General features: G+C 44.9%; 22 protein-coding genes. 5 read left to right on the forward strand and 17 right to left on the reverse strand.

What is annotated here, in order from left to right; translation table 11 throughout:
- Nucleotides 1–62 precede the first annotated feature (62 nt).
- From AACU28_RS00740 to AACU28_RS00765, 6 genes are all read right to left on the reverse strand, one after another.
- Complete coding sequence (locus tag AACU28_RS00740; protein ID WP_121602109.1) at nt 63–1,097, reverse strand: sensor histidine kinase; 1,035 nt, start codon at nt 1,095–1,097, stop codon at nt 63–65.
- Nucleotides 1,097–2,389 (reverse strand): hypothetical protein, encoded by a 1,293-nt coding sequence (locus AACU28_RS00745; protein ID WP_121602110.1) that lies wholly within the window; start codon nt 2,387–2,389, stop codon nt 1,097–1,099. Before AACU28_RS00745 ends, AACU28_RS00740 begins: the two co-directional genes overlap by 1 nt.
- A 9-nt stretch (nt 2,390–2,398) precedes the next feature.
- Nucleotides 2,399–3,193 carry an outer membrane lipoprotein-sorting protein gene (locus AACU28_RS00750; RefSeq protein WP_108209225.1) on the reverse strand — a complete coding sequence of 265 codons (795 nt, stop codon included), beginning with the start codon at nt 3,191–3,193 and terminating at the stop codon, nt 2,399–2,401.
- Nucleotides 3,186–4,484, reverse strand: a complete 1,299-nt coding sequence (locus AACU28_RS00755; protein WP_121602111.1) for an ABC transporter permease — start codon at nt 4,482–4,484, stop codon at nt 3,186–3,188. Before AACU28_RS00755 ends, AACU28_RS00750 begins: the two co-directional genes overlap by 8 nt.
- On the reverse strand, nt 4,472–5,170 hold the full coding sequence (locus tag AACU28_RS00760; protein ID WP_108150024.1) for an ABC transporter ATP-binding protein: 699 nt from the start codon (nt 5,168–5,170) through the stop codon (nt 4,472–4,474). The genes AACU28_RS00755 and AACU28_RS00760 overlap by 13 nt, the downstream gene beginning before the upstream one ends.
- Nucleotides 5,171–5,256: 86 nt before the next feature.
- A complete protein-coding gene (locus AACU28_RS00765; protein ID WP_121602112.1) occupies nt 5,257–5,937 on the reverse strand; it encodes a hypothetical protein in 681 nt (226 codons plus the stop codon).
- Between the two features lie 288 nt (nt 5,938–6,225).
- Here AACU28_RS00765 and AACU28_RS00770 point away from each other — a divergent pair, with 288 nt between their 5' ends.
- Nucleotides 6,226–7,002 (forward strand): AraC family transcriptional regulator, encoded by a 777-nt coding sequence (locus AACU28_RS00770; RefSeq protein WP_102496251.1) that lies wholly within the window; start codon nt 6,226–6,228, stop codon nt 7,000–7,002.
- Here the strand turns inward: AACU28_RS00770 and leuA are convergent.
- Together leuA and AACU28_RS00780 are read right to left on the reverse strand one after the other, a co-directional pair.
- Entirely contained in the window at nt 6,999–8,681 is a 1,683-nt protein-coding gene (gene leuA, locus AACU28_RS00775; protein ID WP_121602113.1) for a 2-isopropylmalate synthase, read from the reverse strand. The two genes, AACU28_RS00770 and leuA, sit on opposite strands and share 4 nt — an antisense overlap.
- A 278-nt stretch (nt 8,682–8,959) precedes the next feature.
- Nucleotides 8,960–9,853, reverse strand: a complete 894-nt coding sequence (locus AACU28_RS00780; RefSeq protein ID WP_121602114.1) for a LysR family transcriptional regulator — start codon at nt 9,851–9,853, stop codon at nt 8,960–8,962.
- A 103-nt stretch (nt 9,854–9,956) separates the two neighbouring features.
- On the opposite strand from AACU28_RS00780, the gene AACU28_RS00785 reads away from it, so the two are divergent.
- On the forward strand, nt 9,957–10,868 hold the full coding sequence (locus AACU28_RS00785) for a DMT family transporter (protein ID WP_121602115.1): 912 nt from the start codon (nt 9,957–9,959) through the stop codon (nt 10,866–10,868).
- 45 nt (nt 10,869–10,913) lie between these two features.
- Nucleotides 10,914–11,270 carry a nuclear transport factor 2 family protein gene (locus tag AACU28_RS00790; protein WP_017082937.1) on the forward strand — a complete coding sequence of 119 codons (357 nt, stop codon included), beginning with the start codon at nt 10,914–10,916 and terminating at the stop codon, nt 11,268–11,270.
- A 160-nt stretch (nt 11,271–11,430) separates the two neighbouring features.
- Here the strand turns inward: AACU28_RS00790 and AACU28_RS00795 are convergent, their stop codons facing one another.
- From AACU28_RS00795 to AACU28_RS00805, 3 genes are all read right to left on the reverse strand, one after another.
- A complete protein-coding gene (locus AACU28_RS00795) occupies nt 11,431–12,291 on the reverse strand; it encodes an endonuclease/exonuclease/phosphatase family protein (RefSeq protein ID WP_102496256.1) in 861 nt (286 codons plus the stop codon).
- Nucleotides 12,292–12,696: 405 nt separating this feature from the next.
- Nucleotides 12,697–13,572, reverse strand: a complete 876-nt coding sequence (locus AACU28_RS00800; RefSeq protein WP_121602116.1) for an NAD(P)-dependent oxidoreductase — start codon at nt 13,570–13,572, stop codon at nt 12,697–12,699.
- Nucleotides 13,573–13,584: 12 nt separating this feature from the next.
- On the reverse strand, nt 13,585–14,487 hold the full coding sequence (locus tag AACU28_RS00805) for a LysR family transcriptional regulator (RefSeq protein ID WP_121602117.1): 903 nt from the start codon (nt 14,485–14,487) through the stop codon (nt 13,585–13,587).
- 85 nt (nt 14,488–14,572) lie between these two features.
- Here AACU28_RS00805 and AACU28_RS00810 point away from each other — a divergent pair, with 85 nt between their 5' ends.
- Nucleotides 14,573–14,824, forward strand: coding sequence for a DUF2798 domain-containing protein (locus tag AACU28_RS00810; protein ID WP_121602118.1), 252 nt, complete (start codon nt 14,573–14,575; stop codon nt 14,822–14,824).
- 178 nt (nt 14,825–15,002) lie between these two features.
- On the opposite strand, the gene AACU28_RS00815 is transcribed toward AACU28_RS00810, so the two are convergent.
- The 6 genes from AACU28_RS00815 to phhA form a co-directional block, all read right to left on the reverse strand.
- Nucleotides 15,003–15,719 carry a YebC/PmpR family DNA-binding transcriptional regulator gene (locus tag AACU28_RS00815; RefSeq protein ID WP_004732617.1) on the reverse strand — a complete coding sequence of 239 codons (717 nt, stop codon included), beginning with the start codon at nt 15,717–15,719 and terminating at the stop codon, nt 15,003–15,005.
- Nucleotides 15,720–15,815: 96 nt separating this feature from the next.
- Nucleotides 15,816–16,025, reverse strand: coding sequence for a DUF3283 family protein (locus AACU28_RS00820; RefSeq protein ID WP_004732615.1), 210 nt, complete (start codon nt 16,023–16,025; stop codon nt 15,816–15,818).
- 163 nt (nt 16,026–16,188) lie between these two features.
- Complete coding sequence (locus tag AACU28_RS00825; RefSeq protein WP_121602119.1) at nt 16,189–16,944, reverse strand: hypothetical protein; 756 nt, start codon at nt 16,942–16,944, stop codon at nt 16,189–16,191.
- A gap of 166 nt (nt 16,945–17,110) precedes the next feature.
- A complete protein-coding gene (locus AACU28_RS00830) occupies nt 17,111–18,211 on the reverse strand; it encodes a Fic family protein (protein ID WP_102454008.1) in 1,101 nt (366 codons plus the stop codon).
- Between the two features lie 143 nt (nt 18,212–18,354).
- Nucleotides 18,355–18,693: a 4a-hydroxytetrahydrobiopterin dehydratase gene (locus AACU28_RS00835; protein ID WP_121602120.1), complete on the reverse strand. Its 339-nt coding sequence runs from the start codon at nt 18,691–18,693 to the stop codon at nt 18,355–18,357.
- The gene (gene phhA, locus AACU28_RS00840) at nt 18,683–19,477 is read right to left on the reverse strand and encodes a phenylalanine 4-monooxygenase (protein ID WP_121602121.1); all 795 of its coding nucleotides are present in this window, start codon (nt 19,475–19,477) and stop codon (nt 18,683–18,685) included. The genes AACU28_RS00835 and phhA overlap by 11 nt, the downstream gene beginning before the upstream one ends.
- Nucleotides 19,478–19,676: 199 nt before the next feature.
- On the opposite strand from phhA, the gene AACU28_RS00845 reads away from it, so the two are divergent.
- Entirely contained in the window at nt 19,677–21,728 is a 2,052-nt protein-coding gene (locus AACU28_RS00845) for an acetoacetate--CoA ligase (RefSeq protein ID WP_121602122.1), read from the forward strand.
- The last annotated feature ends 320 nt before the right edge of the window (nt 21,729–22,048 follow it).

The raw sequence follows: 22,048 nt of genomic DNA on the forward strand, positions 1-22,048 counted from the left end.
TTAAATTCACACTGTAAATCGTCTATTTTCCGTCACTGTTCTGTGCTTTCTGGTCTGTAATTCTAGGCGGCTGCGTCAGTCAGCGGTAACAAGATCGTCGAGACTACCCCGCCTTCAGCGTGTTCAGTAATCGTGAGGCTCGCCTTATCACCATAAAGGGTTTCGATTCTTTGACGAATATTGCTTAACCCAACACCGTGACCCGTATTCGCAGAATGCGTTTTCAACCCAGCGCCATTATCTGACACTTCAATCTTCAACTGCTCGGCTTGTTGAGTAATACGAATATTCACTTGGCCACCCGCGGCTTTGGGTTCGATACCGTGCGTGAGTGCGTTCTCGACCAAGGGTTGAATCAAGAACGGCGGAATCACCTGCAAGTCACTAATCTCGTGTGTTTCAATCGAGAACGTTAAGCGCCCCCCCAAGCGTATCTTCTGAATATTAAGATAAGCGTCTAACAAGTCGACCTCTTGTGCGATTGTCGATTGCTCAGTGCGGCTATTTTTCAAAGTCACACGCAATAAGTCGGTGAGTTTTTCGAGCATCAACTTGGCTTTCGCGCTGTCACTCTCAATCAACACATTGATGGTCGCAAGTGTGTTGAACAAGAAGTGCGGTTCAATTTGGCTTTGCAGTTGCTTCAGCTGGCTTAGCACCACAACCTTTTCTTGATCGGCCTGACGACGCTTGGCCACTTCCAATTCGTTATCGGCGCGTAGTTGTTGCTCTCGTGTATAGAAGTAGTAATAGCAAACCGAACAGAAGATCACACCGAGCAAGACTACGGATTTAAGGTCCGAGATATTGGCCCCGAAATATCCGTTCAACCAATAGTGGGCGTTCAAGGTACCAAAAGTCATCGCGAACACCATTGAGATACCCACTTCAAGCGTTCTGGATGTTCTCTTAAACAACTTAACCAAGATGAAAGAAGAACCTACCGCGCTGTAACCAAAACCAAAGCTTATCGCGAGGTTAACCACAAGGTCGCCACCCCAAATAGTTTGAGTGGTGACGGCAATGATAAAACAAAACAAAGTGGTCAGCGTGAAGCTCTTAATCCATGAAAACTGACTGTTTGAAGAAGTGTTCATTAAAATCGTCCTTTGATATTTAAAAGAATCATATGACTATCGGGTAAGTTGGCGTAAGCAGAATCACTTTTACCGCCTAGAAAGCGTGCAGCAAGTTCCAAATCCAACGATGAATGGCCATTATCTAACGCCTGATAGTTGAGCCACTGGGTCGCAATAAAGCCGCCGTCTTGAGGAGACAACATCACATCAAATGTCGGCGTGATATCTTCAAGCCAGCCATGTGTCGAATCCAAAGACCAGTGAAACATGATGTTGTGTTGAACCAAATTGGCGTGCTGATAGCCTTGCGCATAAGAACCGGCCAGTGATGCTGCCGTCGCATTAACCGACAAAGACTCTGCACTTTCTATCGCGTTTTGCCACTCAGAATGACTCCACGCTCGGCTATCAAACCAGTATTCCAACACCACATTGTGGCCGGTGTCATTGGCCCATGTTAATCCTGCCAACGCTTGATAAGCCTCGCCCTGCTCTTCAAGATAAACCGGTTTAAGCATTGAATCAGGCTGACTGTAGCCAAGGCTTTGTCGTTGATAGACCACCGAGCCATGAAACTCCCAAGCGAGGTTCAACACAGACACTAAACTCGCACCAAGCAAGCCGTGGCGTACATCGTCATAATAAGCGACCCATTGATATTCGTGATCGCCCACTAGATTGTAACGACGTACCCCAAAGCCTTGTTGCTGATTCTGTTTTTCGAATTCATTTACGTCTTGAGAAGTCCATGACGAATCACTGTAAAGCAGTGTCCATTCTCCTGTCATATCGAACAGTGACGCCGAGGCCACACCCGCGCCCTCTTCTGCGACAATGCCCACCGGGTTTTGTCGATAAGGCTTGATGATGTCTAACGGTCGATAGCCATAACCCACGCCCCAATCCAAACGAACCTTGCCAAGCGTGACATCGAGGTAATGGTCGCCGATTAATGAATTCGACAGCTCAACGCCCCCTTGCCAAAACAACTCACGCACAATGAATTCAGACTCAAAGCTCGCGTCTTGTTGTTGAGGGTTATTGCTTAGAATATCGTTGGCTTTCACTGCGAACAGACCAAGCCAATTGCCATATCCAACCTCAAGATCCAGCAAGCCATTGAATGACTGACGATTATCAGATGGTAAGGGGCTGAATGGCGACTCTCGCGATTCAACGGCTTCTGCACTGAGTTGCCAATCCCACGCCAAGCTCAGATCGTCCGCTTGAATTGTGTTACTCACACAAGACAAGGCAAGCAAAGTAGCGATTGAAAACTTTATGTGGAATCGGCGATTGGAAGCTTTCATGACGTCCACCTACAGACCAGACACGCTGTTACGCGATAGGTAGGCAGGGTTGTAATATTTGTCTTCCAAGCTTTGTTCAATCACTTCGCGATACTCAATCACGGTTTTCTTGCTTGGCTGAATCTTATCGAGCAAGGTCATCGACACAACGGTTGGTAATCCATCTCGCACGCCTTCGGTAAACCAAGCTTGTTTCGCCAATTTTCCTGAACGCAGATACATATCCGCTTTAACTGGAAACGCTCGGTCTGCCGTTAACCACAGATCAATCGATTGATAGCTGGCACCCTTGGTTTTCGCCGCGAGCTTTAGGTGATGGGTATCGAGTGTCTCGCCAGTCAGCATCTCAACCTGTTGTTCGGCAACCCACTCCCCTTGGTAGTCTTCGCTCCACGTCAGCGTCGAGATGTCCCCAACCGAGGCTTCACCCAACAGTTTTTGCATCGGTGTGATACGAATTGGTCGGCGAGATTTCGGCATCAACAGCCAATAATTATCTTCTATCATCAGCATCTTTTGACCAGCCTCGACCGCCGACTTGAACACCACCAACGACTCTCGGTTTGGTCTTGTATAGACGTTGTATTCACGGGTTTTGTCCAGTTGCTCGTCTTGATACAACGCCACCAAAGACACTACCTTAGACGCTTGTGCGCTGTTCAACCGGTAACTATCCGCCTTGGCGATCATCTCTGTGACTTGTTGTGAATCAACTGCCCAGCTTGGCGTCGATGCTAGAACCAAAGCCAAAACAGAGCCCAACGCTAAAGCCAAGGTATTGAATGAACGAGTTAATTTAGACATAAACCAGCGCCTCCGTGATTGGCTTATTCACACCTTTTCGTGCAGAGAAATAAGCAGCCAACAAACATATCGTCAGCACACCTAAAGTGGCGTAACCAACTAATTCCAATGAGAAGTAAATGTTGAGTGGGTAACCCTCGGTTCGACCCGGAGGTGGTGGCATCTGTATATCAACCACCAGTAATAACAGCGACACTAAACCACTCACTAACGCACCGATCACACTGCCAATCACCGCCAGCAATCCCGCCTCTTTTAAGAAGCCTGCCACGATTTCAGAAGGGTAACTGCCGAGTGCCGACAAGGTGCCAATTTCACGAGTGCGTTCCGTCACCGACATGGTCATAGTATTAAACAGCGACACAAACACCACCAACGCCATCACTGCGCCCATGATGCCGAAGATACGGTCGTAAAGATCTTTAACCTTGGTGTAGAAAAACGCGCGATCTTGCCATGGGGTGATCTCGATCTCTGTGCCTTGATCGTTTTGGCTAGCGCTATTTCGATCTAAAGCAGTTTGGATGCGCTGTTGAACGGTCGAGGTCTTGCTTGTTTCAAATAGGAACACCGACAAGGTACTGACTTTGTCTGAGGCCAAAAGCTCTTGTGCGGTGGTGATGTGTACATATAACTGACGTTTGTCTAGCTCAGGTACCCCAGTCGAGTAGATGCCCTGCACCTTAAAATCAAAGGCATTCAAAGCGCCATCACTAGTAGTCGCAAGCAGTGTAACCCAATCACCAACCGCAACTTTGAGGTTGCGAGCAAGGTCAGTTCCCAGCATTACTTGTGGCTCTTGACTGTCGTATCTTGGGGATTTCACATCCGACAGGGTTTGCCCGCTGCGCACATCAAGGAATGGACCTTTCATGTCGAACTCTCGCTCATTAACACCCGTTCCCATAAAGATGGTCGACTTACTGCCGTTAGACACCAAACCGCTGAAATAGACTCGCGGCTGCACACCACGCACGTCACTATCGCCAATAATGCTCTTGGTTAGCGCTTGAACGTTGTCCAGACCATTGCTCAGCGGCATGTCTTCGTCTTGTTCAAAATAGCCCGGCGTGCTCAAAGTAAGATGACCAGTATCTCGAGCGGTCGATTCTCTCAAAGATTCGTAGGTGTAAAGCCCGTAACCTCCTGCCGACGTCAGCGCAAATACCGCAATGGCGATAATCAATACCGAAAGCAGACTGCGGCGACCATTTCTTAATAAATTAAGCCACGCCAAACGCACCGAAGTTAGAAGTAAAAACGTGCTCATTCTTTGTGTTAACTTGCCCATGAGATCGCCTCCGTAGTTACAGCTTGTGGAGCCAGTTGTCCGTCGATAAGTTCAATTACTCGATCGCAGCGCTGCGCCATTCTTGGGTCGTGCGTTGCGACAATAAAGGTGGTGCCCATTTCGTGGCCGAGCTCTTTCATAATGTCGATCACAAGGTTGGCGGTGTGGCTGTCTAGGCTGGCGGTCGGTTCATCGGCAATCACCAAACTTGGGTTGTGGATCAGTGCTCTGGCTATTGCGACACGTTGCTGCTGACCGCCTGAAAGATTGTCTGGGCGGTGATGAACGTAATCCCCTAGCCCAACACGCTCTAACATGTCTTGTGCTCTGGTCTGCTGTTCTTGCTTAGAGCATTGGTTCAACATCAATGGATAAGCGACGTTTTCAAGCGCTGTCATCACAGGAACTAGATTGAAGCGCTGAAAGACAAAACCCAACGACTGACGACGAAAACGTGCAGCGGCGATTTGCTCTGTCGGATACGGCTGGCCATCAATGTTGATCTGCCCTCGATAGTCCATATCCAACAAACCCAAAATATTCAAAAGTGTGCTTTTGCCAGAACCTGATGGCCCACATAACGCCACCATTTCACCACGTTGGATATGTCCATCGACCCCGTTTAATGCATCAACACGTTGACCGCCCGTGACATATGCTTTGCCGATATCTTTAAATTCAATCATTCCTTTGTCCTCCGCTGACCCATAATTTTTAAGCGTTCGCTGTTGTTAATTAGCTTTAGTAAAACGCTATTTAGCATTCGCAGCTGTTATTTGGCTTTCGCTATTAGGGCTTTCGCCGTCATGGTCTCGATGTTGCCAGCATCGGTACTTTCCATTTTTTCAAGCCACACCTGCGCTTGCTCGAAGTCTTCAGCACGAATCGATGCGGTAATGGCATAACGGTAAATCCACGAGGTTGCAGCGAAATGTTGTTGCTGGAAATCATCTTCCGCAAGTAACGAGAGGAACAGGTCATAACCACGATCGAAATGGTTAAACATGTCTGGCAGAGAGGTGTAAGTAACGGCGGCCATTGCGCGAGTTAGGTAAGAATCTGGCAGCCCTTGAACACGAGGTTGCTCATGAATCGGTTGGTCTTCGTCTTTAAGCAGCACCAGTGATTTATCAATGGTTGATAAGCCTTTCTCCACATACTTCATCTTGTTCCAAGGTAAGAACGCATCACGCCCCATCAGGGTTTCTGTGCTTCCTAAATAAACTAAAGTCAGTGGCGTAGCACCATCTTGTTGTAACGTGTCATTCAGGCGTTCGTAAGCCACCTCAACCAGATCTTCATTGCCTTGCGCGGCTTGATTGTAGATATCAAGAACGTCTGAACTTGGGTTAGCCTGCGCCAAAGTGGGTGCGAATGAAACAAGTACAATCAGTAATGAACGCTTAAGCAAAGAAGTGGTAGAGCCTGAATTAAATGAGTGTGAAGTAGTCATGATTTCTAATCCCTTTCAAATGTTGACGTTGAAAGGTTAACTAGAATATGTCATGCCGTTTTATCAATGCGACGAATGGTAATAACAAGGCGTGAATGGTTGAGAGGCGGTGTGAGTGGGGAACAAGAGCTCGATTAGCGAAAGAATATATGAGTAGATACAGAAGCTATCCATACCCAATAAAATCCCGACCAAAAACGAAGCTTATCTTTCTTCTGGAGAATTATGGGTAAGTTCGATACATTAATTTTTATTTCGGCATAACTCATCGGACATATTTGAGTATTTATGAAATTTTGTGACGAAACTTTGTTCCCACCAATACTTGCCTACGCACACAAATATTCTCATGGGGATGTCGAACTACCCCACACTCATCAGTGCGCTCAGCTTTTACATGCTTTAAGCGGTGTTATTCGCGTGGATACGCCATCAAATTCCTGGGTTGTGACGACTAATCAAGGGCTGTGGATACCTGCTGGAATTCCACATAGTCTAAAAATTACAGGTGACGTTCAAGTTCGCACTCTATTTGTTGATCCCATAGCCAGGGCAGACCTTCCTAATATCTGTGTGTTATCGAATGTGTCGTCATTACTTACCAGTCTAATTGTTGAGGCCGTATCTCTACCTGATATTCGGATAGCAGGAACACGAGAAGAGCGAATATTTGAACTGATACTTGATGAATTGCGTTTACTAAACCCCATTGATTTCAATGTCCCCACCCCAAGAACCGAAGCGTTGATTATGCTCTGTAAAAATATATCTGAACGTATTTCACACCCGTGGACAGCTTCAGATGCTGCTAAGTATTTAGGTCAAAGTGAAAGAACTATTTCTAGAAAATTTCAACAAGAACTAGGCATAACGTTTACTGAATGGCTGCGTCAAAGACGATTACTTCATGCGTCTGAACTTTTAGCTAGCGGATGTAGTGTTTTAGATACTGCATTGGCGATTGGGTATGACAGCCCTAGTGCATTTAGCTCGATGTTTAAAAGTCGAACTGGGCTGTCTCCTAGTGAATATTATCCAAAGGTACATTCAGTTGAGCAGGATTAAACTGCGCAGTTAGTCTGTACGAGATGAGAATAGGCATTCAACAAAGCTTGCAGAGAGGCTTTTGTTGCATCTTCTTCAATTGCGGCGCCAAAGAAACTTACGTTCGAAACATCAGACTGTAACTGAACATAACTCGCCGCTTTACTCTGAGTTTGTGAACCGAGAGTATGCTCGTGGTAATCAATTATGTTTACCTGTAAACCATACTGGTCAATTAACCCATTAAGTAATGCAGACATCAGGCCATTTCCAGAACCAACGCATATTATCTCTTTACTGTTGTGGTGAATCTGGACTTCGATTTTTTGGCCATAATCCATTGTTTGACTGTGATATTTCTGCAAACTTATGGCGGGATTATTTACTAAGCCATAAGATTCTCTGAACAGTAACCATAACTCCGAAAGATTAATTTCACACCCCGATTTATCGGTATGACTTTTCACTCTCCTGCTTAAATCGGCTTGGAGCATTTTAGGAAGCATCAGCCCATGGTTTTCTTGTAGTAACCACGCAGCCCCACTCTTGCCTGATTGACTATTCACTCGAATAATTTCTTCATAATTGCAACCCAAATCTAAGGGATCTACTGGCAAGTAAGGGATATCCCAGAGCTTCTTTTGTTTAGAATTATACAAAGCAAACCCTTTTTTTATTGCGTCTTGATGAGACCCCGAAAAGGCAGTAAAAACTAATCTTCCAGCATATGGGTGACGTGGATGAACAGGAAGCTCATTACATTGTTCAACGAGTTCAACCGTGCGTCGAATATCTGAAAAGCGCAATTTCGGGTCAATACCTTGTGAATAAAAGTTTAATGCGAGAGTAACCAAGTCAACATTTCCTGTTCTCTCACCATTTCCGAATAAACAGCCTTCGACCCTAGTTGCTCCTGCTAACATGGCAAGTTCTGCGCTAGCAACACCTGTACCTCGATCATTATGAGGGTGAACACTAATAGTAACGTTCTCTAATGAATGAAATGTATTTATAAAGTGCTCTATCTGGTCTGCAAAAACATTAGGAGTATTACGTTCAACAGTTGTCGGCAAGTTAATGATAAGCTGCCGAGCTTTACTTGGCTGCCACTCAAATGCTACTGCTTCACAAATTTGAAGCGCAAAGTCAGACTCAGTAAAATTAAATGTCTCTGGTGAATACTCAAGAGTCCATAGAGTTTCAGGATTTTCCTCACACAACCTTTTAATTTGTTTAGCTCCACTCACCGCGAGATCTAAAGTAGATTGTCTATCCTGAGAAAAAACAATTTCTCTAAAAGATGGGGCTGTCGCGTTGTATAAGTGGACTATCGCCTTGGAAGCACCTTTAAGACAATCGATCGTTCGCTCAATCAAGTCCGACCTAGATTGTGTAATCACTTGAAGAGTAACATCATCAGGAATTAATTCGTTCTCGATCAGACATCGGACAAAATCAAAATCTGTTTGTGATGCAGATGGAAATGCAACTTCAATCTCCTTGAACCCACATTCAACTAAATGTTTAAAAAGCTCTAACTTCTTATCAATATTCATTGGGTTAGATAAAGATTGGTTCCCATCTCGTAAATCGGTAGAGCACCAACGAGGAGCTTTGTCTAATACCTGTGATGGCCAAGATCTCTGTGCGAAGCTGATCACATGTGCTGTTCGGTATTTTTCTGATGGCATTTCTAACATTGTTAATTTGTCCTTTTCTGAAAAGAAAAATTCATGCTAGAAGAATGTGTGAATGATATCTGACTAGAAGTTGACGACAATCGTCGAGTTTTGGACAATCGTCGAGTTTTGGATAAACAAGTCAACGTATCCACCCAGCCTTAACACCCAGTTTCATCTAAGTAGAAGCCTAAATATTTGATCACCTGAACGAGGGCGTGAGTGGAGGAAAAACCACAAGTAGTGAAAAGATAAAAAGGCTAGGTACGCCTCAAGCCTCTTATCAACTTCGTAAACTTTCAACGATCATTGAGCGAATCTGCAAGGAAATCGATAAACAATCGCAGTTTGAGTGGCATTGGATCTCGCTCAGGAAACAATGCATAGACATTCTTCTCTGGCATCAGATAGCTAGGTAGCAAGGGGAGCAATTCCCCAGACTGAATGGGTGCATTAGCAATAAAGTCGGGAAGCCTAGCGATCCCAAGCCCTGCCATGGTCGCACACAGTAATGCTTCGCTGTTGTTGACTCGGTAATTGCCTTTCACTACAACGCTGGTCACCTGATCTTGGTGACCAAAAAACCACTCGGCGCTCTCAGATGTATGACGATAGAGCAAAGCGTTGTGTGCACTGAGTTCGCAGATCTCGGTTGGGATCGACAAACCATTCTCATCAAAATACGTAGGCGAGACGCAGATAACGCTACGGACGCTGGTTAACCGCTTCGCCACTAAACTCGAGTCATTTAAATCCCCAGCTCGAATCGCAACGTCATATCCTCCTTCGACAATATCGACGTAACCATCGTCCATCGTCATGTCGATGTGAATATGAGGGTAGCGTTTAAGAAATTGTGGGATGAGAGGGGCCAATATCAGACGACCAAAAGACATTGGTGCACTAACCCGCAATGTGCCAATTGCCTGATTTTGCTGACTGGTTGCTGCATCTTCAGCTTTTTGCAGCCAATAATTGGCTTTGGTGAGGTGATCATAAAACTGCTCACCCGATTCAGTAAGCGATACTTGGCGCGTAGTACGATGCAGCAAACGCACTCCAAGACTCGACTCTAGTTGGATCACCCGCTTGTTGACCGCCGAACGTGACACGCCCAGTTCACGCGCTGCGCCCGCAAAGCTCGATTGTTTTACCACCGCAAGGAAATAGGGAATAGCGTCTAAGTGCTGCATGATTGTCGCCAATTTGGATACAGTGTGGAGAGTGTAGAGCCTATTCTCTAATCAATCTAGGTCTTTTATGCTGATTTCATCGACTTCAACAATAGAGTAAGACATGAAATCATTGATAAAACCGGAAGCGGAAAAAAGGCACGTTAATGGTATCGGTCGGCAATTCCAGTCTCCGCTATACGTGGTCAGCATTGGCAGTCTTGTCGCCGTGAATTTTGCGTTAGCCAAATATGCTGTGACCATTGGCATTCCACCGATTGATGTCGCGATTATACCGATGGCAGGTGCAGCTTTATTGTTGATGACGTTATTGGTAATACAAGGTCAGCTCAACCGAACGGCATTGGTGCATTACCGTTATTATCTTTGGGCTGGTTTACTGGGCGTCGCCATCCCTAATCTGGCGTCAACCTATGCCCTACAATCTCTCAATACCAGTACGTTCAGTGTACTCGTCACTTTGTCGCCCATCTTTACCTTGTTATTCACCTTACCTTTCCAAGGCTCCTCGTTAACCTGGCGAAAAGTACTCGGGATCATGGTTGGGGTTGTTGCCGCACTCTCTGTGACTTTGTCACCACAAATGAACACTTCATCCCCTTGGTCAGCGCTGGCCATTGCGCTACTCGTACCCATATTTTTGGCTGCTGGCAATGTCTATCGCAGTCGCGCGTTCCCCCCTCTTGCCAATCCAATAGTTCTAGCCGCTGGCATGCTGACACTACAGAGCATGATATGGCTTCCGTTTACTCATGCGGTCGATGGTGAATTCATTCCAAACGGAGCTGGCGTACTCGCGCTCATGGCAAGCTTATCAGCACTCAGTTACTTACTGACGTTTCGTTTTCAGCGAATCACCGATGGGCTGGGCTTTAGCCAAGTGGGAAATGTGGTGACCGTCGTCGGCGTTTCCATTGGGATCACGTGGTATGGCGAGCCATTAACGCTGCAATTGATCGCAGCCGTAATACTATTGCTGATAAGCCTGTACTTATTTAATCACGCTAGATCTTAATCTCGTTCAAATCCAAATTAGTTCAAATTCAAAGGAGCAATTGCTATGTCACCATTAATCGAACAGACAAAACATCTATATCAAATCGTCGACCAAAAGGATGTCTACGCCCTAATGGCACTACTGCATGATGACGTGTCGTTTCATTTTTCGAACGCCGCACCAGTAGTAGGAAAGCCAGCGGTCGAAGCGGTCAACGCAGCGTTCTTTGGATCAATTGAATCAATGACACATACGTTTTCTGGGATCTACGTAAACGATGATACGGTTGCGTGTGAGGGTCAGGTGGATTACGTGCGCCTAAATGGCAGCGCGCATGCCGCTAAGTTCGCGACTTTCTTATCTTTTAAGCAGGGGTTGATACATCAATATAAAATCTTTGCGGATGTCTCTGAATTGTAAGAATTCTTATCCAAGATATTTTTTATTCTTGGAGATTCTCACCGTAATAACAGCCCCGTAGGATGATAGGGCTTGCAATTCAAAACAGTAGAGTAGGAAAAATAAGTCACTACCTAACCTAAGATAGAGTAGTGACTTAAACAAATTTAAACTGGATAGATTATTGTTCGAGCATTTTCATTTCGACAACAATAGGAAGGTGATCTGTAACCGCAGGCCAATTAGTGTCAGCATACTGTGTATTATTTTTCGGTACAGTTATCTCTTTGATTTTCCAAACTTGCGCTTTGCTGGTCATGACGTAATCCACTTGAATTTCAGGATTACCGGCTGGCCAACTGCGAAAATCGACATTCTGGTCAGTAATATTGTTCCAGTATCGAGAAAGCTCTCGATAAGTCACAGATTCAGGAACATCATTCATGTCGCCAAGCAAAATTTTGATGCCACGTGTATCAATTGCAGTATCGTTCAGCTCTCGAACTTGCCCCACTCGCATTGTTGGATCTTCTTTCGTATCTAAATGAGCATTGAACACTGTTATCGGTGCATTAAAGCCAGGAACGTCGATATGCGCTTCGAATACAATACGTTGCTCACGATTACCTGAAGGAAGCTGGGTGACTTCAGTTTTTAAGATAGGATACTTCGAGGCTATGGCAAGACCATACTGGCCACCATCAAAATCGATGGCACGACCAAATTCAATATTGAGCCCTGTCAGTTCGGCCAACTTTTTAGGCTGATCGACGTTTCCGCTTCGGTCTGTTAATACATCAACTTCTTGAATTGCTACAACATCTGCATTAAGCGCTTTAATCGCTTTAGCAATTTCGGTCAATGATGATACTCGAGCGGCTGCCATATTGAATGTGGCCACTCGTATTGTTGGAGCCTGTTGCTCAGTAAAAGTTTTATCAATCAAATCGGTTTGGGCTTGATAAGGTTCACGGTGTCCTCCAGCCATTGCTGTTGCTGAAATGACTAAGGATAGAGGTAGTAGCAAGCTTTTATATTTCATATCACGCTCTTTTATTTACTAAGTGGTTATTTTTAGAGGTAAATTATTGATCCGAAATATGTGCTAATGTCGTGATATGAATCGCAATATTCTAAAGGTAAAACGCTGTAGATCACAAATTGTTACAATTTACATCAAAAATAAGGCTATACCTCAAGTCTAATTTGAGTTTACGTTTGTAAAAATGCCTACAAACCACCGAACCAAAAAAATATCGTTTATTAAATCAGTAACTTACTTATTTTCTCTATCATTTTTTTTTGTGTGAATTATCCTAATTGATATTATTTAGTGAGTTTTAAACAAACACTTTCACTGTATTCCTAAGTTCACACAAACAACAATAGCCGCTAGTGAGCGGCTATTTTTAATTATCTAAACGAAGTTTCTATTACTTCGATCTTTCTACTTCTTCGTCTCTTCAACTACGGCTTTCATCAATACTGATGTATCCATGCGGCCTTGTCCTTCAGCAGACAGTGTCTTATAGGCGTTGTTGGTCTTTTCCGTCAATGGAAGTTGGATGCCTTGGCGCTCAGCTTCATCTAAGCAGAAACCTAAGTCTTTGATCATCCAATCAATGGCGAAACCGAAGTCGAATTTGTCTTGCGCCATTGTGGTGGCACGGTTTTCCATCTGCCATGAACCAGCAGCGCCGTTTTTAAGGCAATCAACCAGAGTTGGGATATCCAAACCTGATTTTTCAGCAAGTACCAAGCCTTCAGAAAGGCCATTCAGTACGCCTGCAATGCAGATCTGGTTAACCATTTTCGCGCGTTGGCCTTGGCCGACTTTACCCATCAGAACTGACGATTTTCCGTAAGCTTCGAATACAGGTTGGAGGTCGTTGAATAGCGCTTGTTCGCCACCACACATGATGGTTAACACGCCGTTTTCTGCGCCTGCTTGGCCACCAGACACTGGTGCATCCATAAAGCGAACACCCGATTGCTTAGCTGCTATTTCAAGCTCTTCAGACAGAACTGCAGACGTTGTGGTGTGGTCGACAAGAATCGCGTTTGGCTTCATTGCTGCCAGTGCGCCTGTTTCGCTGGTTGTCATGCTGCGTACATCGTCATCGTTGCCCACACAAACTAATACCACGTCAGCTTCCGCGACACACTCATCCACAGATTCTGCCGCTTTACCTTGGTGTTTATCAGCCCAGTCTAGCGCTTTGCTGTGAGTGCGGTTAAATACCGTTACTTCAAAACCGGCTTTGACTAGGTGGCCTGCCATTGGGAAGCCCATAACGCCTAGCCCGATAAAACTTACTTTCATTTGTTTCTCCTTTTATTTGACCAAGTCATCGCTATGAAAAGATCGAACACTCTCAATCAATGCATCAATAAGCAGGGTCAAAGCCTTTGGCTGATATTTTCTTTCTTTGTACACTAAATACGCTTGGCGATCACCCCGATGGTACTCAGGGAGCACTTGAATCAGATTCATCTCTGGGGATACATGACGAAAAGGCAATGAAGCGAGCCCCAAGCCTTTTTGCGCTGCGGCCGCCACCGCATGAATATCGTTGACGATGAACTTAGGTTTAATCGTGATCATCTGCTCTAAGCGGTCGGATTTGTAGAGCGGCATATCAAACACATCATCGACGTTAATCCAATCTTGCAGCTCTAGGTCGTCCGGCTTTTCTATTGCTGCACGCGAATCTAAGTATTCTGGGCTCGCATAAAACCCGTGTTTGGCTTTAAACAGCGGTCGAGCAATCATGCCTTCCATATCCGAGATCTTAAACGTGATCAGTAAGTCACGATCGGTCTGTGGAATAAGCTGTTGTTGGCTCAGGGTAAGGTCGAGCTGAACGTTCGGGTATTGAGTGAGGAATTGCTCTACCGTCGACCGTAGAAAGCCACTGTAGAAGTTATGAGGCACAGCGAGCTTTATCTTGCCTTGGATAGCGTCACGCTCTTCCAGCAAGCTATTAAAGCCGTGATGAATCGACTCCATGCCACTGCTCAGTGCAGAAAAGGCCGCCTCACCGTCTTTGGTGGCCACCAGCTCACGACCTTTCTTTTCTAAAAGTCGGATATTGAGGCGCTCTTCCAATGCGGTTAACCGACGCGACATGGTCGACACAGGCAGTTGCAGCCGTTTCGAGGCCGATAGCAAAGAGCCCTCTTCAACTACTGCACAGAATAAGAACAGATCATCAATGTTTCCAAATATGGAATTCATACTTCTATATGTGCCTATTTTTCTCATTAATGGATAGGAGTAACCTTATCTCATCAACAACAGAAAATCACGGGAGAAACATAATATGAACAACAAACAATTTTGGGTAACCGCGATTTTATCCTCCCTAACCATGGCGACTATCATGTCTGGGTTAATTTCTGGCTACAAAATGGGATTCAGCCACGAATGGCCGCCAACCTGGCTGCAAAGCTTTTTGATTGCTTGGCCGTGTGCCATCACGCTCAACCTCACCGTGCTCCCTTTGATCAGAAAACTCTCAGCATGGATTTGTCGCCCGAGAACGCTTTGCGTATCAGAGATCACGGAACGATGATCAAGGGCTAATGTTCAGGAGCTATGACCTAAGTGCTGCCATCAAAGATCTACGATCAAAAAGCTATGTTCACAGATAAACGTCTGAATTACGCCCATAAAAAAACCGAGCACTAGGCTCGGTTTTTTGTATTCTACATTCTACTCACAAGAGCAAAGCTATCAATTATTGATTGATATTACAGCTCAGCGTTGTGGTAAACCTGCTGAACGTCATCACAGTCGTCAAGCATGTCTAAGAACTTCTGGAACTTCTCAGAATCTTCTTCAGCTACTGGCGTAGTTGTTTGAGGAACGAAAGTGATTTCCTCAACGTCTAGCGTTAGCTCAGGGAACGCAGTGTGTAATGCAGTCTTCGTTTTGAAGAACTCAGTCGTTGGAGCGAATACAGTGATAACACCGTCTTCTAGCTCAACGTCAGTCACGTCTACGTCTTCCATCATTAGCGTTTCTAGGATGATCTCGTCATCTTCACCAGCAAACTGGAATACAGCTTGGTGAGCGAACATGTGAGAAACAGTACCTTCAACACCAATTTTCGCGCCAGTTTTAACGAAACATTGGCGAACGTCTTGGAAAGTACGGTTACCGTTGTCAGTTAGACAGTCAACGATTACGCTTGTGCCACCTGGGCCAAAACCTTCGTAACGAGCTGGTTGGAAGTCTTCACCGCCGCCGCCGTTCGCTTTATCGATCGCTTTGTCGATAACGTGAGCGGGTACTTGGTCTTTCTTCGCTTTAGCAATCAGGTGCTTAAGAGGTAAGTTCATGTCTGGGTCAGAGCTACCGTTCTTAGCCAGTACGTAAATCTCTTTACCGTATTTAGAATAAACTTTAATTTTTGCGCCTGCAGTTTTCGCCATTGAGGCCTTGCGCACTTCAAAACTTCTTCCCATCGGGATCTTCTCTCTGATTCAATTAACGGTGCAAATTCTAGCAAATTACTGCGTCATTTCAATTCAACAGCTTTGCTGGGTAAGGTTTGTCTGCGTTTATGCGACACCCATTACTCGTTTGTATTTTTCAACAGACTGATCAAACCAAGCCTTTTCTTCTGGATCACCTAGCTTCATTGCTTCTTCAACAATGGCTTCAGGGCCACATTTCGCTTGCTTCAGTTTCCATACAAGAAACGATGCTTGCTTATCCAGTTCGATTTTATTTTTCTCACTGGGTGGAAGGAGTGAAAGGTTGATAGACATTATTAGCCTTCGTCTGTAATACGCTTGGTCGAGAAATATATCATAGAGCAGCCTCATAAAACCAATACTATGAGCAATAGTGGGGGTTGTAGGACGAGAAAGCAGCAAGTCGCTGATGCAGGTCAAGCTACTTTGGGAAAGTGCGTTTAGTTAGAACACTCCATCAGCTAGCGTGTTTAAGCTGTAGTGCTTTATTCACTTCAATTCGCGCTTTACGATATGAAACTTCAACCGACTCATGACAATCGTGTGCAAACATAAGCACTGAATATATTAAAGACAACTGTTTGTCGATGATTTTTAACGCAACGGCTTTACTAACTTCTGGCAATTTAAATGAGTTCCTTAAGTGTAAGTCGTTATAAATATAGTTACATTCATTCAAAGCTTGGGTGCACCCCATAAGGCTTGAATCTTTGTTAAGTGTATCGATTATATTATTACATGAGCGAGTAAATTGGACTGCCACATTAAGATCTAGACTCATCTCCCCGTTAAGTGACCGTGGAAACATCTTTTTATGTAGCTTACGAAGCAGTACGTCATCAAAATCATCTAGCTGCAAGATATCCACATATTTTTTAAATTCCTCTAGATGCTTGTAATGATTTGAGAACGTATTTTGTTGATTTGTTACCCTTATCTGCTCTTTCGTTTGTTCAGATCTGTGGTTAGCAGCCAACAATGCAATGATTGGTATAATTAGAGCCAAAATTCCAAGAGGAAAACGAAAGACTGAAACGAAATTATTAAAACCCGCTGCGGATAAATCCCAACGTAAGGGAGTATGTACCACTATCAAAAATGCACAAATAGAAGATGTAATTATAATCGCTAATGTAACAATCCAAACAATTGGAAGCGCTATAAAGCTTCTATGTGGATTAAACTGAACGTCTAGCAGTGACAAAAGTTTCACCTCAACCCCTTAGATTTTAAATTACTAAAAATTCAATAATCATAATAACTTAGACAATGAAATGTAAAGCGTTTATAGCTTGGACTTTAATACATTATCAACAAAAAGCTGCCAACATTCAGTCTGAACATTGGCAGCTTTTAAGTATAGGAATGGGTGTATAGATCTACTTCGGCAATAGATAGCGGGTGCTTCGTCCGCCAGAACCAGATTTGACTAAGCAGCCATGCTCAATCAAAGCGTTCAAATGACGTGTTGCAGTGGCACTGCTCACCTTTGCTACTTTCTGATAGTGGCTGGCATTGATACCTTCAGAAAAATCACCATCGAGCATCCTATTCAGTACTTTTACTTGCTCTGTTGTAAGCTTAGTTTGGTCGATACTTCGCCAATAGTTAGTCTTATAAACGGTTTGATCAACCTCAGCGAAAACGCCTGTAAACGTCTCGTCTAACGTATCTAAGAACCACATCAACCATTCGCTAATATCGAGTCCACCTTTCTGGGTTCGCTCCAATATCTCGTAGTAATGCTTGCGGTTAGCGAGAATCCCCACCGACATCGCATAGAAACGTACCGACTGCTGCTCGGCCTGTGCTAACGCCAAGTCAGTCAACAATCGAGTAATACGACCATTACCATCATCTAACGGGTGTAAGGTGATAAACCAAAGGTGAGTTATCGCAGCTCTAAGTAAGGGATCGAGTGTAGCGTCGGTAAGTGAATCATTGAACCATGTGATAAACGCATCTAACTCAGCATCAAGAATGTCTCGGCTAGGTGCTTCAAAATGTACGGTCGGACGGTCAATTCTTCCCGATACCACTTGCATGGGAGTATCACCTCTTAGCTGACCTCCGATTACAGGGTTAAACATGGTGTAACCTTGAGGAAACAGCCTATCGTGCCAATGCAAAATCCTATCAAGCGCTAATGGCTCAGTGAGGTTCTGCACGGCATCCAACATAATTTCGGCTAAGCCATCAGTTTGTTCTGTCGTAGGAAAAGGTCGCTCTTCGCTCACGCCAAGTTTGTTAGCTAAAGAAGAACGAACAGAGAAGGCATTTAGCTTTTCTCCCTCTATCGCACTGGAGTGGACAATGTTCGCTAGCAAAGTATCGAGCATTGTTTGCGTTTGGTCTGCGGATTGAGAGGTTATCTTGCCTAATAGGATGCCCTGATTAAGCCGTACTTCTCTTAACCTCACGCCTATTCTCTGATTATCCCAAACAAAGTTTGGCCAATTATCTTGCTGCCAAATCCACATATTACGCCCCATGATGCGAAAGTATCACTTATTCAAATCATATTATGAGCTGTTTAAGCTCATTATTCAAATCATAAAATGAGTCGAATAATGGGGTATTCAAATCATTGAGGCTGGAGAAGTCCTTCCCCAGCCCAGAAGGACTATTCACTCTCCGAGAACACATCGCAGCGTGAGGCGCAGATGAAGTCGTTTTTGTGTAGGCCTTTGATTGAGTGGCTCCACCAAGTGACGGTGACTTTGCCCCACTCCAATAAGATCGAAGGGTGATGGAATTCTTCTTCTGCCAACTCTGACACTTTATTGCTGAATGCCCATGCTTGTTTATAGTTCCTAAACTTGAACACCTTCTCAAGCTGTGGGATGCCGTCTCTTTCGATGATTTGCCAGTCAGACAACTCCAACAGCAAAGACTGTTGCTCGTCTTTACTTAGGGCAATCGCGTCGATACTGCAGGCTTCGCATTTTTGTTCATTCAACATGTGTTGGTTCCTTGGGTTCAAAAAGTGGTGGTAGTAATCCCTCGTCTATCGCGAGATCAGCTTGCTGTACTAGGTTTTCCTGACTGATTTTAAATAGCTCAGACAGCTCATCAATCACATAATATTTCGGTTGTATGATGTCGATGCGATAAGGGGTTCTCAAAACCGTTTGCAGATCGAACCTCTCACGAACGGCCAAACCCCCTCCCAACGCATACATGGTTTCCGCCGGAGATGAAAGAATGCCGCCGCCATAGATTTTCAGCCTATCACCTTCTTTTACTAAACCGAACTCGACCGTAAACCAATACAAACGGGCAAGATACGCGCGTTGTTTAGGTGTGGCTGCTTGGCCTAGTTTTCCGTAATGCTCAGTGAATGTCGCAAAATCGGCATTGGTCAGCATGGCACAATGGCCGAAAATTTCATGAAAGAAATCAGGTTCTTGTAAGTAATCGAACTCATCTCGCGTTCTCAGAAATGTCGCCACTGGGAATTTCTTATTGGCGAGCAAATCAAAGAAACGATCGAAATCGATCAACGCAGGCACAGGCTGTACCTGCCAACCTGTTGTTTCCATTAGCACTTTGTTTACCTCTGGAAGCTGGGGAACTCTGTCTAATGGCAAATCCAGCAGGGTCAAACCGTGTAAATAGGCATCGCATGCGCGGTCATTAATGACGTCCAGTTGCCTTTTCACTAAGTCGTGCCAAATGGCGTCTTCTTCGAGGCTCCACTCAACCCATCCCTCTTGGCTCACGGGCTTAGAATGATATTGAGTCATTACACACCTCCTTTCGAATGTCTCCCTTTAAGCCTATCTCCACTCCTTATATCCGCCAATTTGCGCGATTTTTCGAAACAAGCGATCGTGTAACATTTTATTTACACAATTCCGGCAACACCTTATTTTGCTGATCTTTTGACTTTGTAAAACCTAAATACCAGACTGAAATCGTTAACTTTTTGTTAAAGGTAAAGGAATGCACGAGAGCAATAAGCCAATTTGGCAACCTAGCGACCAGCGTATCGCACACGCCAACGTAACCCGATTTATGGATAGCCTCGATCAGCAGGGCGTACTCGAGCGGGAATTGAAAAACTACGCGGAGCTTCATCAATGGTCTGTGGAACATCCCGAGTCGTTTTGGCAGAACGTGTGGCAGTTTTGTGGAATGGTCGGCTCGCAAGACTGTATTAATAAAGCACAAGGCGAGCGCATCAAAACTCAAGGTGAGAGCCGCTGGCAGCAGCCGAAATCAAATCGCGATGCGGTGTGGTTTCCGAATGCTCAAGTTAACTACGCAGAAAACTTGCTGCATTCATCAAAAACGTTGCCAAACGAGCTTGCGATTTGGTTTGAGAATGAACGTGGCGAGCAACAAAGCTACACATGGCAAACCCTTTGTGAGGAAGTCTCTAGTGTTCAACAGTGGCTCCTGGATTGTGGCTTGGAGCAAGGTGATGTAGTTGCCGCTTATACCCCTTATCTGCCACAAACCGTGGTCGCAATGCTAGCGACCACCAGCTTGGGGGCGATTTGGACATCAACCTCACCTGACTTTGGCGTCGAGAGTGTGATTGAGCGATTTGGCCAAGTGAAACCCAAGGTACTGTTCACCTGCGATGGTTACACCTTCAATGGCAAAACGTTCGACATGACGGACAAGAACCGTGAAATCATCGAACACTTAAACGAATTAAAACAGGTGTGTCAGATCAGTTACTTGAAACCGAACAATGATTTAGAGAAGAGCGGTTTAGAGAAGAACGATTTAAAGAAAAACAAAGTTGAACACGATGTATCGAATCTAAGCTGGCACAGCATCACCAATAATTATCAGCCACAACCTCTTCGATTTACTCGTGTCGGCTTCAATGAGCCTCTGTTCGTGCTCTACTCTTCCGGTACGACAGGCAAGCCAAAATGTATTGTGCATTCTGTTGGCGGCACCATCATTAACCACCTAAAAGAGCATCAGCTTCATTGCGATATTAAACCGAGAGATCGCGTGTTCTACTACACCACTTGTGGTTGGATGATGTGGAACTGGCACGTCTCTGCACTCGCCAGCGGGGCTTGTTTGGTCATCTTTGATGGCAGCCCAGTTTATCCGCAACCTAACGTTCTGTGGGATTTAGCGCAGCGAGCTGATGTATCGACATTTGGCACCTCAGCCAAGTACCTAGAAGCGATTGAGAAAGCGGAACTCTCACCGATCGACAGTCACAACCTTCCTAAATTAAGAACACTGTGCTCGACCGGTTCAGTGCTCTACCCAGAGCAGTTCGATTACGTCTACATGCACATCAAACAAGACCTGCATTTAGCGTCCATTTCTGGTGGCACGGATATTTGTGGCTGCTTTGTTTTGGGTAACCCAATCTCGCCTGTGTATCGCGGTGAGTGCCAACAAGCAGGGCTTGGAGTCGACATCAAGGTGTTCAATTCGTCTGGTCAAAAGGTCAATCACGAACGCGGCGAACTGGTGTGTACAAACTCCCTACCCAACTTCCCTGTTGGCTTCTGGAATGACACCGGAGAGCGCTATCACAGCACTTATTGGGATAGATTCGATAATGTGTGGCATCACGGTGATGAAGTCTCACAGAGCGAACATGGCGGCTACCTGTTCTACGGGCGAGGCGACACCACACTCAACCCTGGTGGCGTGCGAATTGGTACCGCTGAGATCTATCAACAAGTGAACACCATTGACGGCATAGTTGATTCTATCGCAGTCGGTAAGGACATCGACCGCAACGAACAGATATGGCTGTTTGTTCAACTACAACAAGGTGTGGATCTAGATGATGAGTTACTGACAGCCATCAAAAGCAAACTCAAATCCTCTTGTTCACCAAGACACGTGCCAAGCCAGATATTTGCGATCAGCGATGTGCCAAAAACACGCTCTGGCAAACTGGTGGAGCTGGCAGTGAAACAGGTCATCAATGGTAAGAGTGTAGAAAACCTCGGGGCTATCGCTAAAGCCGAGGTCTTGGAAGAGATAAAGCGCGTTGTTTCGCTCTAGCGATTAGGTCTAGAACGTAGCAAGCTATCTCCACTTTTCACTTGGCTGTCAGATAACATCTGAAGTAAAGGCAGCCGATTGAAAACCGATGACTGAGTGAAGCAAGCAACGGGAGAAGCATTAAACACTGAACACTTTAAGCAGCCCTTGATTGGCCAATAAAAACCGAATCTAAACTACTCTTTAAGCTCATGAACCCTCTCATCAGTTTGGCTTCGTGCCTTTTCTAAAGATCTTAATGCGATCTGAACGTCATATTTAAAACAAAAATAAAAAATTAATCATTTTATAGCCTGAGATAATATTCACTAAAGAAGAAT

Source organism: Vibrio sp. SBT000027 (assembly GCF_963894355.1).
In the GTDB taxonomy this organism is placed as follows: Bacteria; Pseudomonadota; Gammaproteobacteria; order Enterobacterales; family Vibrionaceae; genus Vibrio; species Vibrio splendidus.

What these genes read in the sequence shown, in the direction of transcription:
- AACU28_RS00740 (WP_121602109.1), bottom strand. Translation starts at nt 1,097, where the DNA reads ATGAACACTTCTTCAAACAGTCAGTTTTCATGGATTAAGAGCTTCACG.
- AACU28_RS00745 (WP_121602110.1), bottom strand. Translation starts at nt 2,389, where the DNA reads ATGAAAGCTTCCAATCGCCGATTCCACATAAAGTTTTCAATCGCTACT.
- AACU28_RS00750 (WP_108209225.1), bottom strand. Translation starts at nt 3,193, where the DNA reads ATGTCTAAATTAACTCGTTCATTCAATACCTTGGCTTTAGCGTTGGGC.
- AACU28_RS00755 (WP_121602111.1), bottom strand. Translation starts at nt 4,484, where the DNA reads ATGGGCAAGTTAACACAAAGAATGAGCACGTTTTTACTTCTAACTTCG.
- AACU28_RS00760 (WP_108150024.1), bottom strand. Translation starts at nt 5,170, where the DNA reads ATGATTGAATTTAAAGATATCGGCAAAGCATATGTCACGGGCGGTCAA.
- AACU28_RS00765 (WP_121602112.1), bottom strand. Translation starts at nt 5,937, where the DNA reads ATGACTACTTCACACTCATTTAATTCAGGCTCTACCACTTCTTTGCTT.
- AACU28_RS00770 (WP_102496251.1), top strand. Translation starts at nt 6,226, where the DNA reads ATGAAATTTTGTGACGAAACTTTGTTCCCACCAATACTTGCCTACGCA.
- leuA (WP_121602113.1), bottom strand. Translation starts at nt 8,681, where the DNA reads ATGTTAGAAATGCCATCAGAAAAATACCGAACAGCACATGTGATCAGC.
- AACU28_RS00780 (WP_121602114.1), bottom strand. Translation starts at nt 9,853, where the DNA reads ATGCAGCACTTAGACGCTATTCCCTATTTCCTTGCGGTGGTAAAACAA.
- AACU28_RS00785 (WP_121602115.1), top strand. Translation starts at nt 9,957, where the DNA reads ATGAAATCATTGATAAAACCGGAAGCGGAAAAAAGGCACGTTAATGGT.
- AACU28_RS00790 (WP_017082937.1), top strand. Translation starts at nt 10,914, where the DNA reads ATGTCACCATTAATCGAACAGACAAAACATCTATATCAAATCGTCGAC.
- AACU28_RS00795 (WP_102496256.1), bottom strand. Translation starts at nt 12,291, where the DNA reads ATGAAATATAAAAGCTTGCTACTACCTCTATCCTTAGTCATTTCAGCA.
- AACU28_RS00800 (WP_121602116.1), bottom strand. Translation starts at nt 13,572, where the DNA reads ATGAAAGTAAGTTTTATCGGGCTAGGCGTTATGGGCTTCCCAATGGCA.
- AACU28_RS00805 (WP_121602117.1), bottom strand. Translation starts at nt 14,487, where the DNA reads ATGAATTCCATATTTGGAAACATTGATGATCTGTTCTTATTCTGTGCA.
- AACU28_RS00810 (WP_121602118.1), top strand. Translation starts at nt 14,573, where the DNA reads ATGAACAACAAACAATTTTGGGTAACCGCGATTTTATCCTCCCTAACC.
- AACU28_RS00815 (WP_004732617.1), bottom strand. Translation starts at nt 15,719, where the DNA reads ATGGGAAGAAGTTTTGAAGTGCGCAAGGCCTCAATGGCGAAAACTGCA.
- AACU28_RS00820 (WP_004732615.1), bottom strand. Translation starts at nt 16,025, where the DNA reads ATGTCTATCAACCTTTCACTCCTTCCACCCAGTGAGAAAAATAAAATC.
- AACU28_RS00830 (WP_102454008.1), bottom strand. Translation starts at nt 18,211, where the DNA reads ATGTGGATTTGGCAGCAAGATAATTGGCCAAACTTTGTTTGGGATAAT.
- AACU28_RS00835 (WP_121602120.1), bottom strand. Translation starts at nt 18,693, where the DNA reads ATGTTGAATGAACAAAAATGCGAAGCCTGCAGTATCGACGCGATTGCC.
- phhA (WP_121602121.1), bottom strand. Translation starts at nt 19,477, where the DNA reads ATGACTCAATATCATTCTAAGCCCGTGAGCCAAGAGGGATGGGTTGAG.
- AACU28_RS00845 (WP_121602122.1), top strand. Translation starts at nt 19,677, where the DNA reads ATGCACGAGAGCAATAAGCCAATTTGGCAACCTAGCGACCAGCGTATC.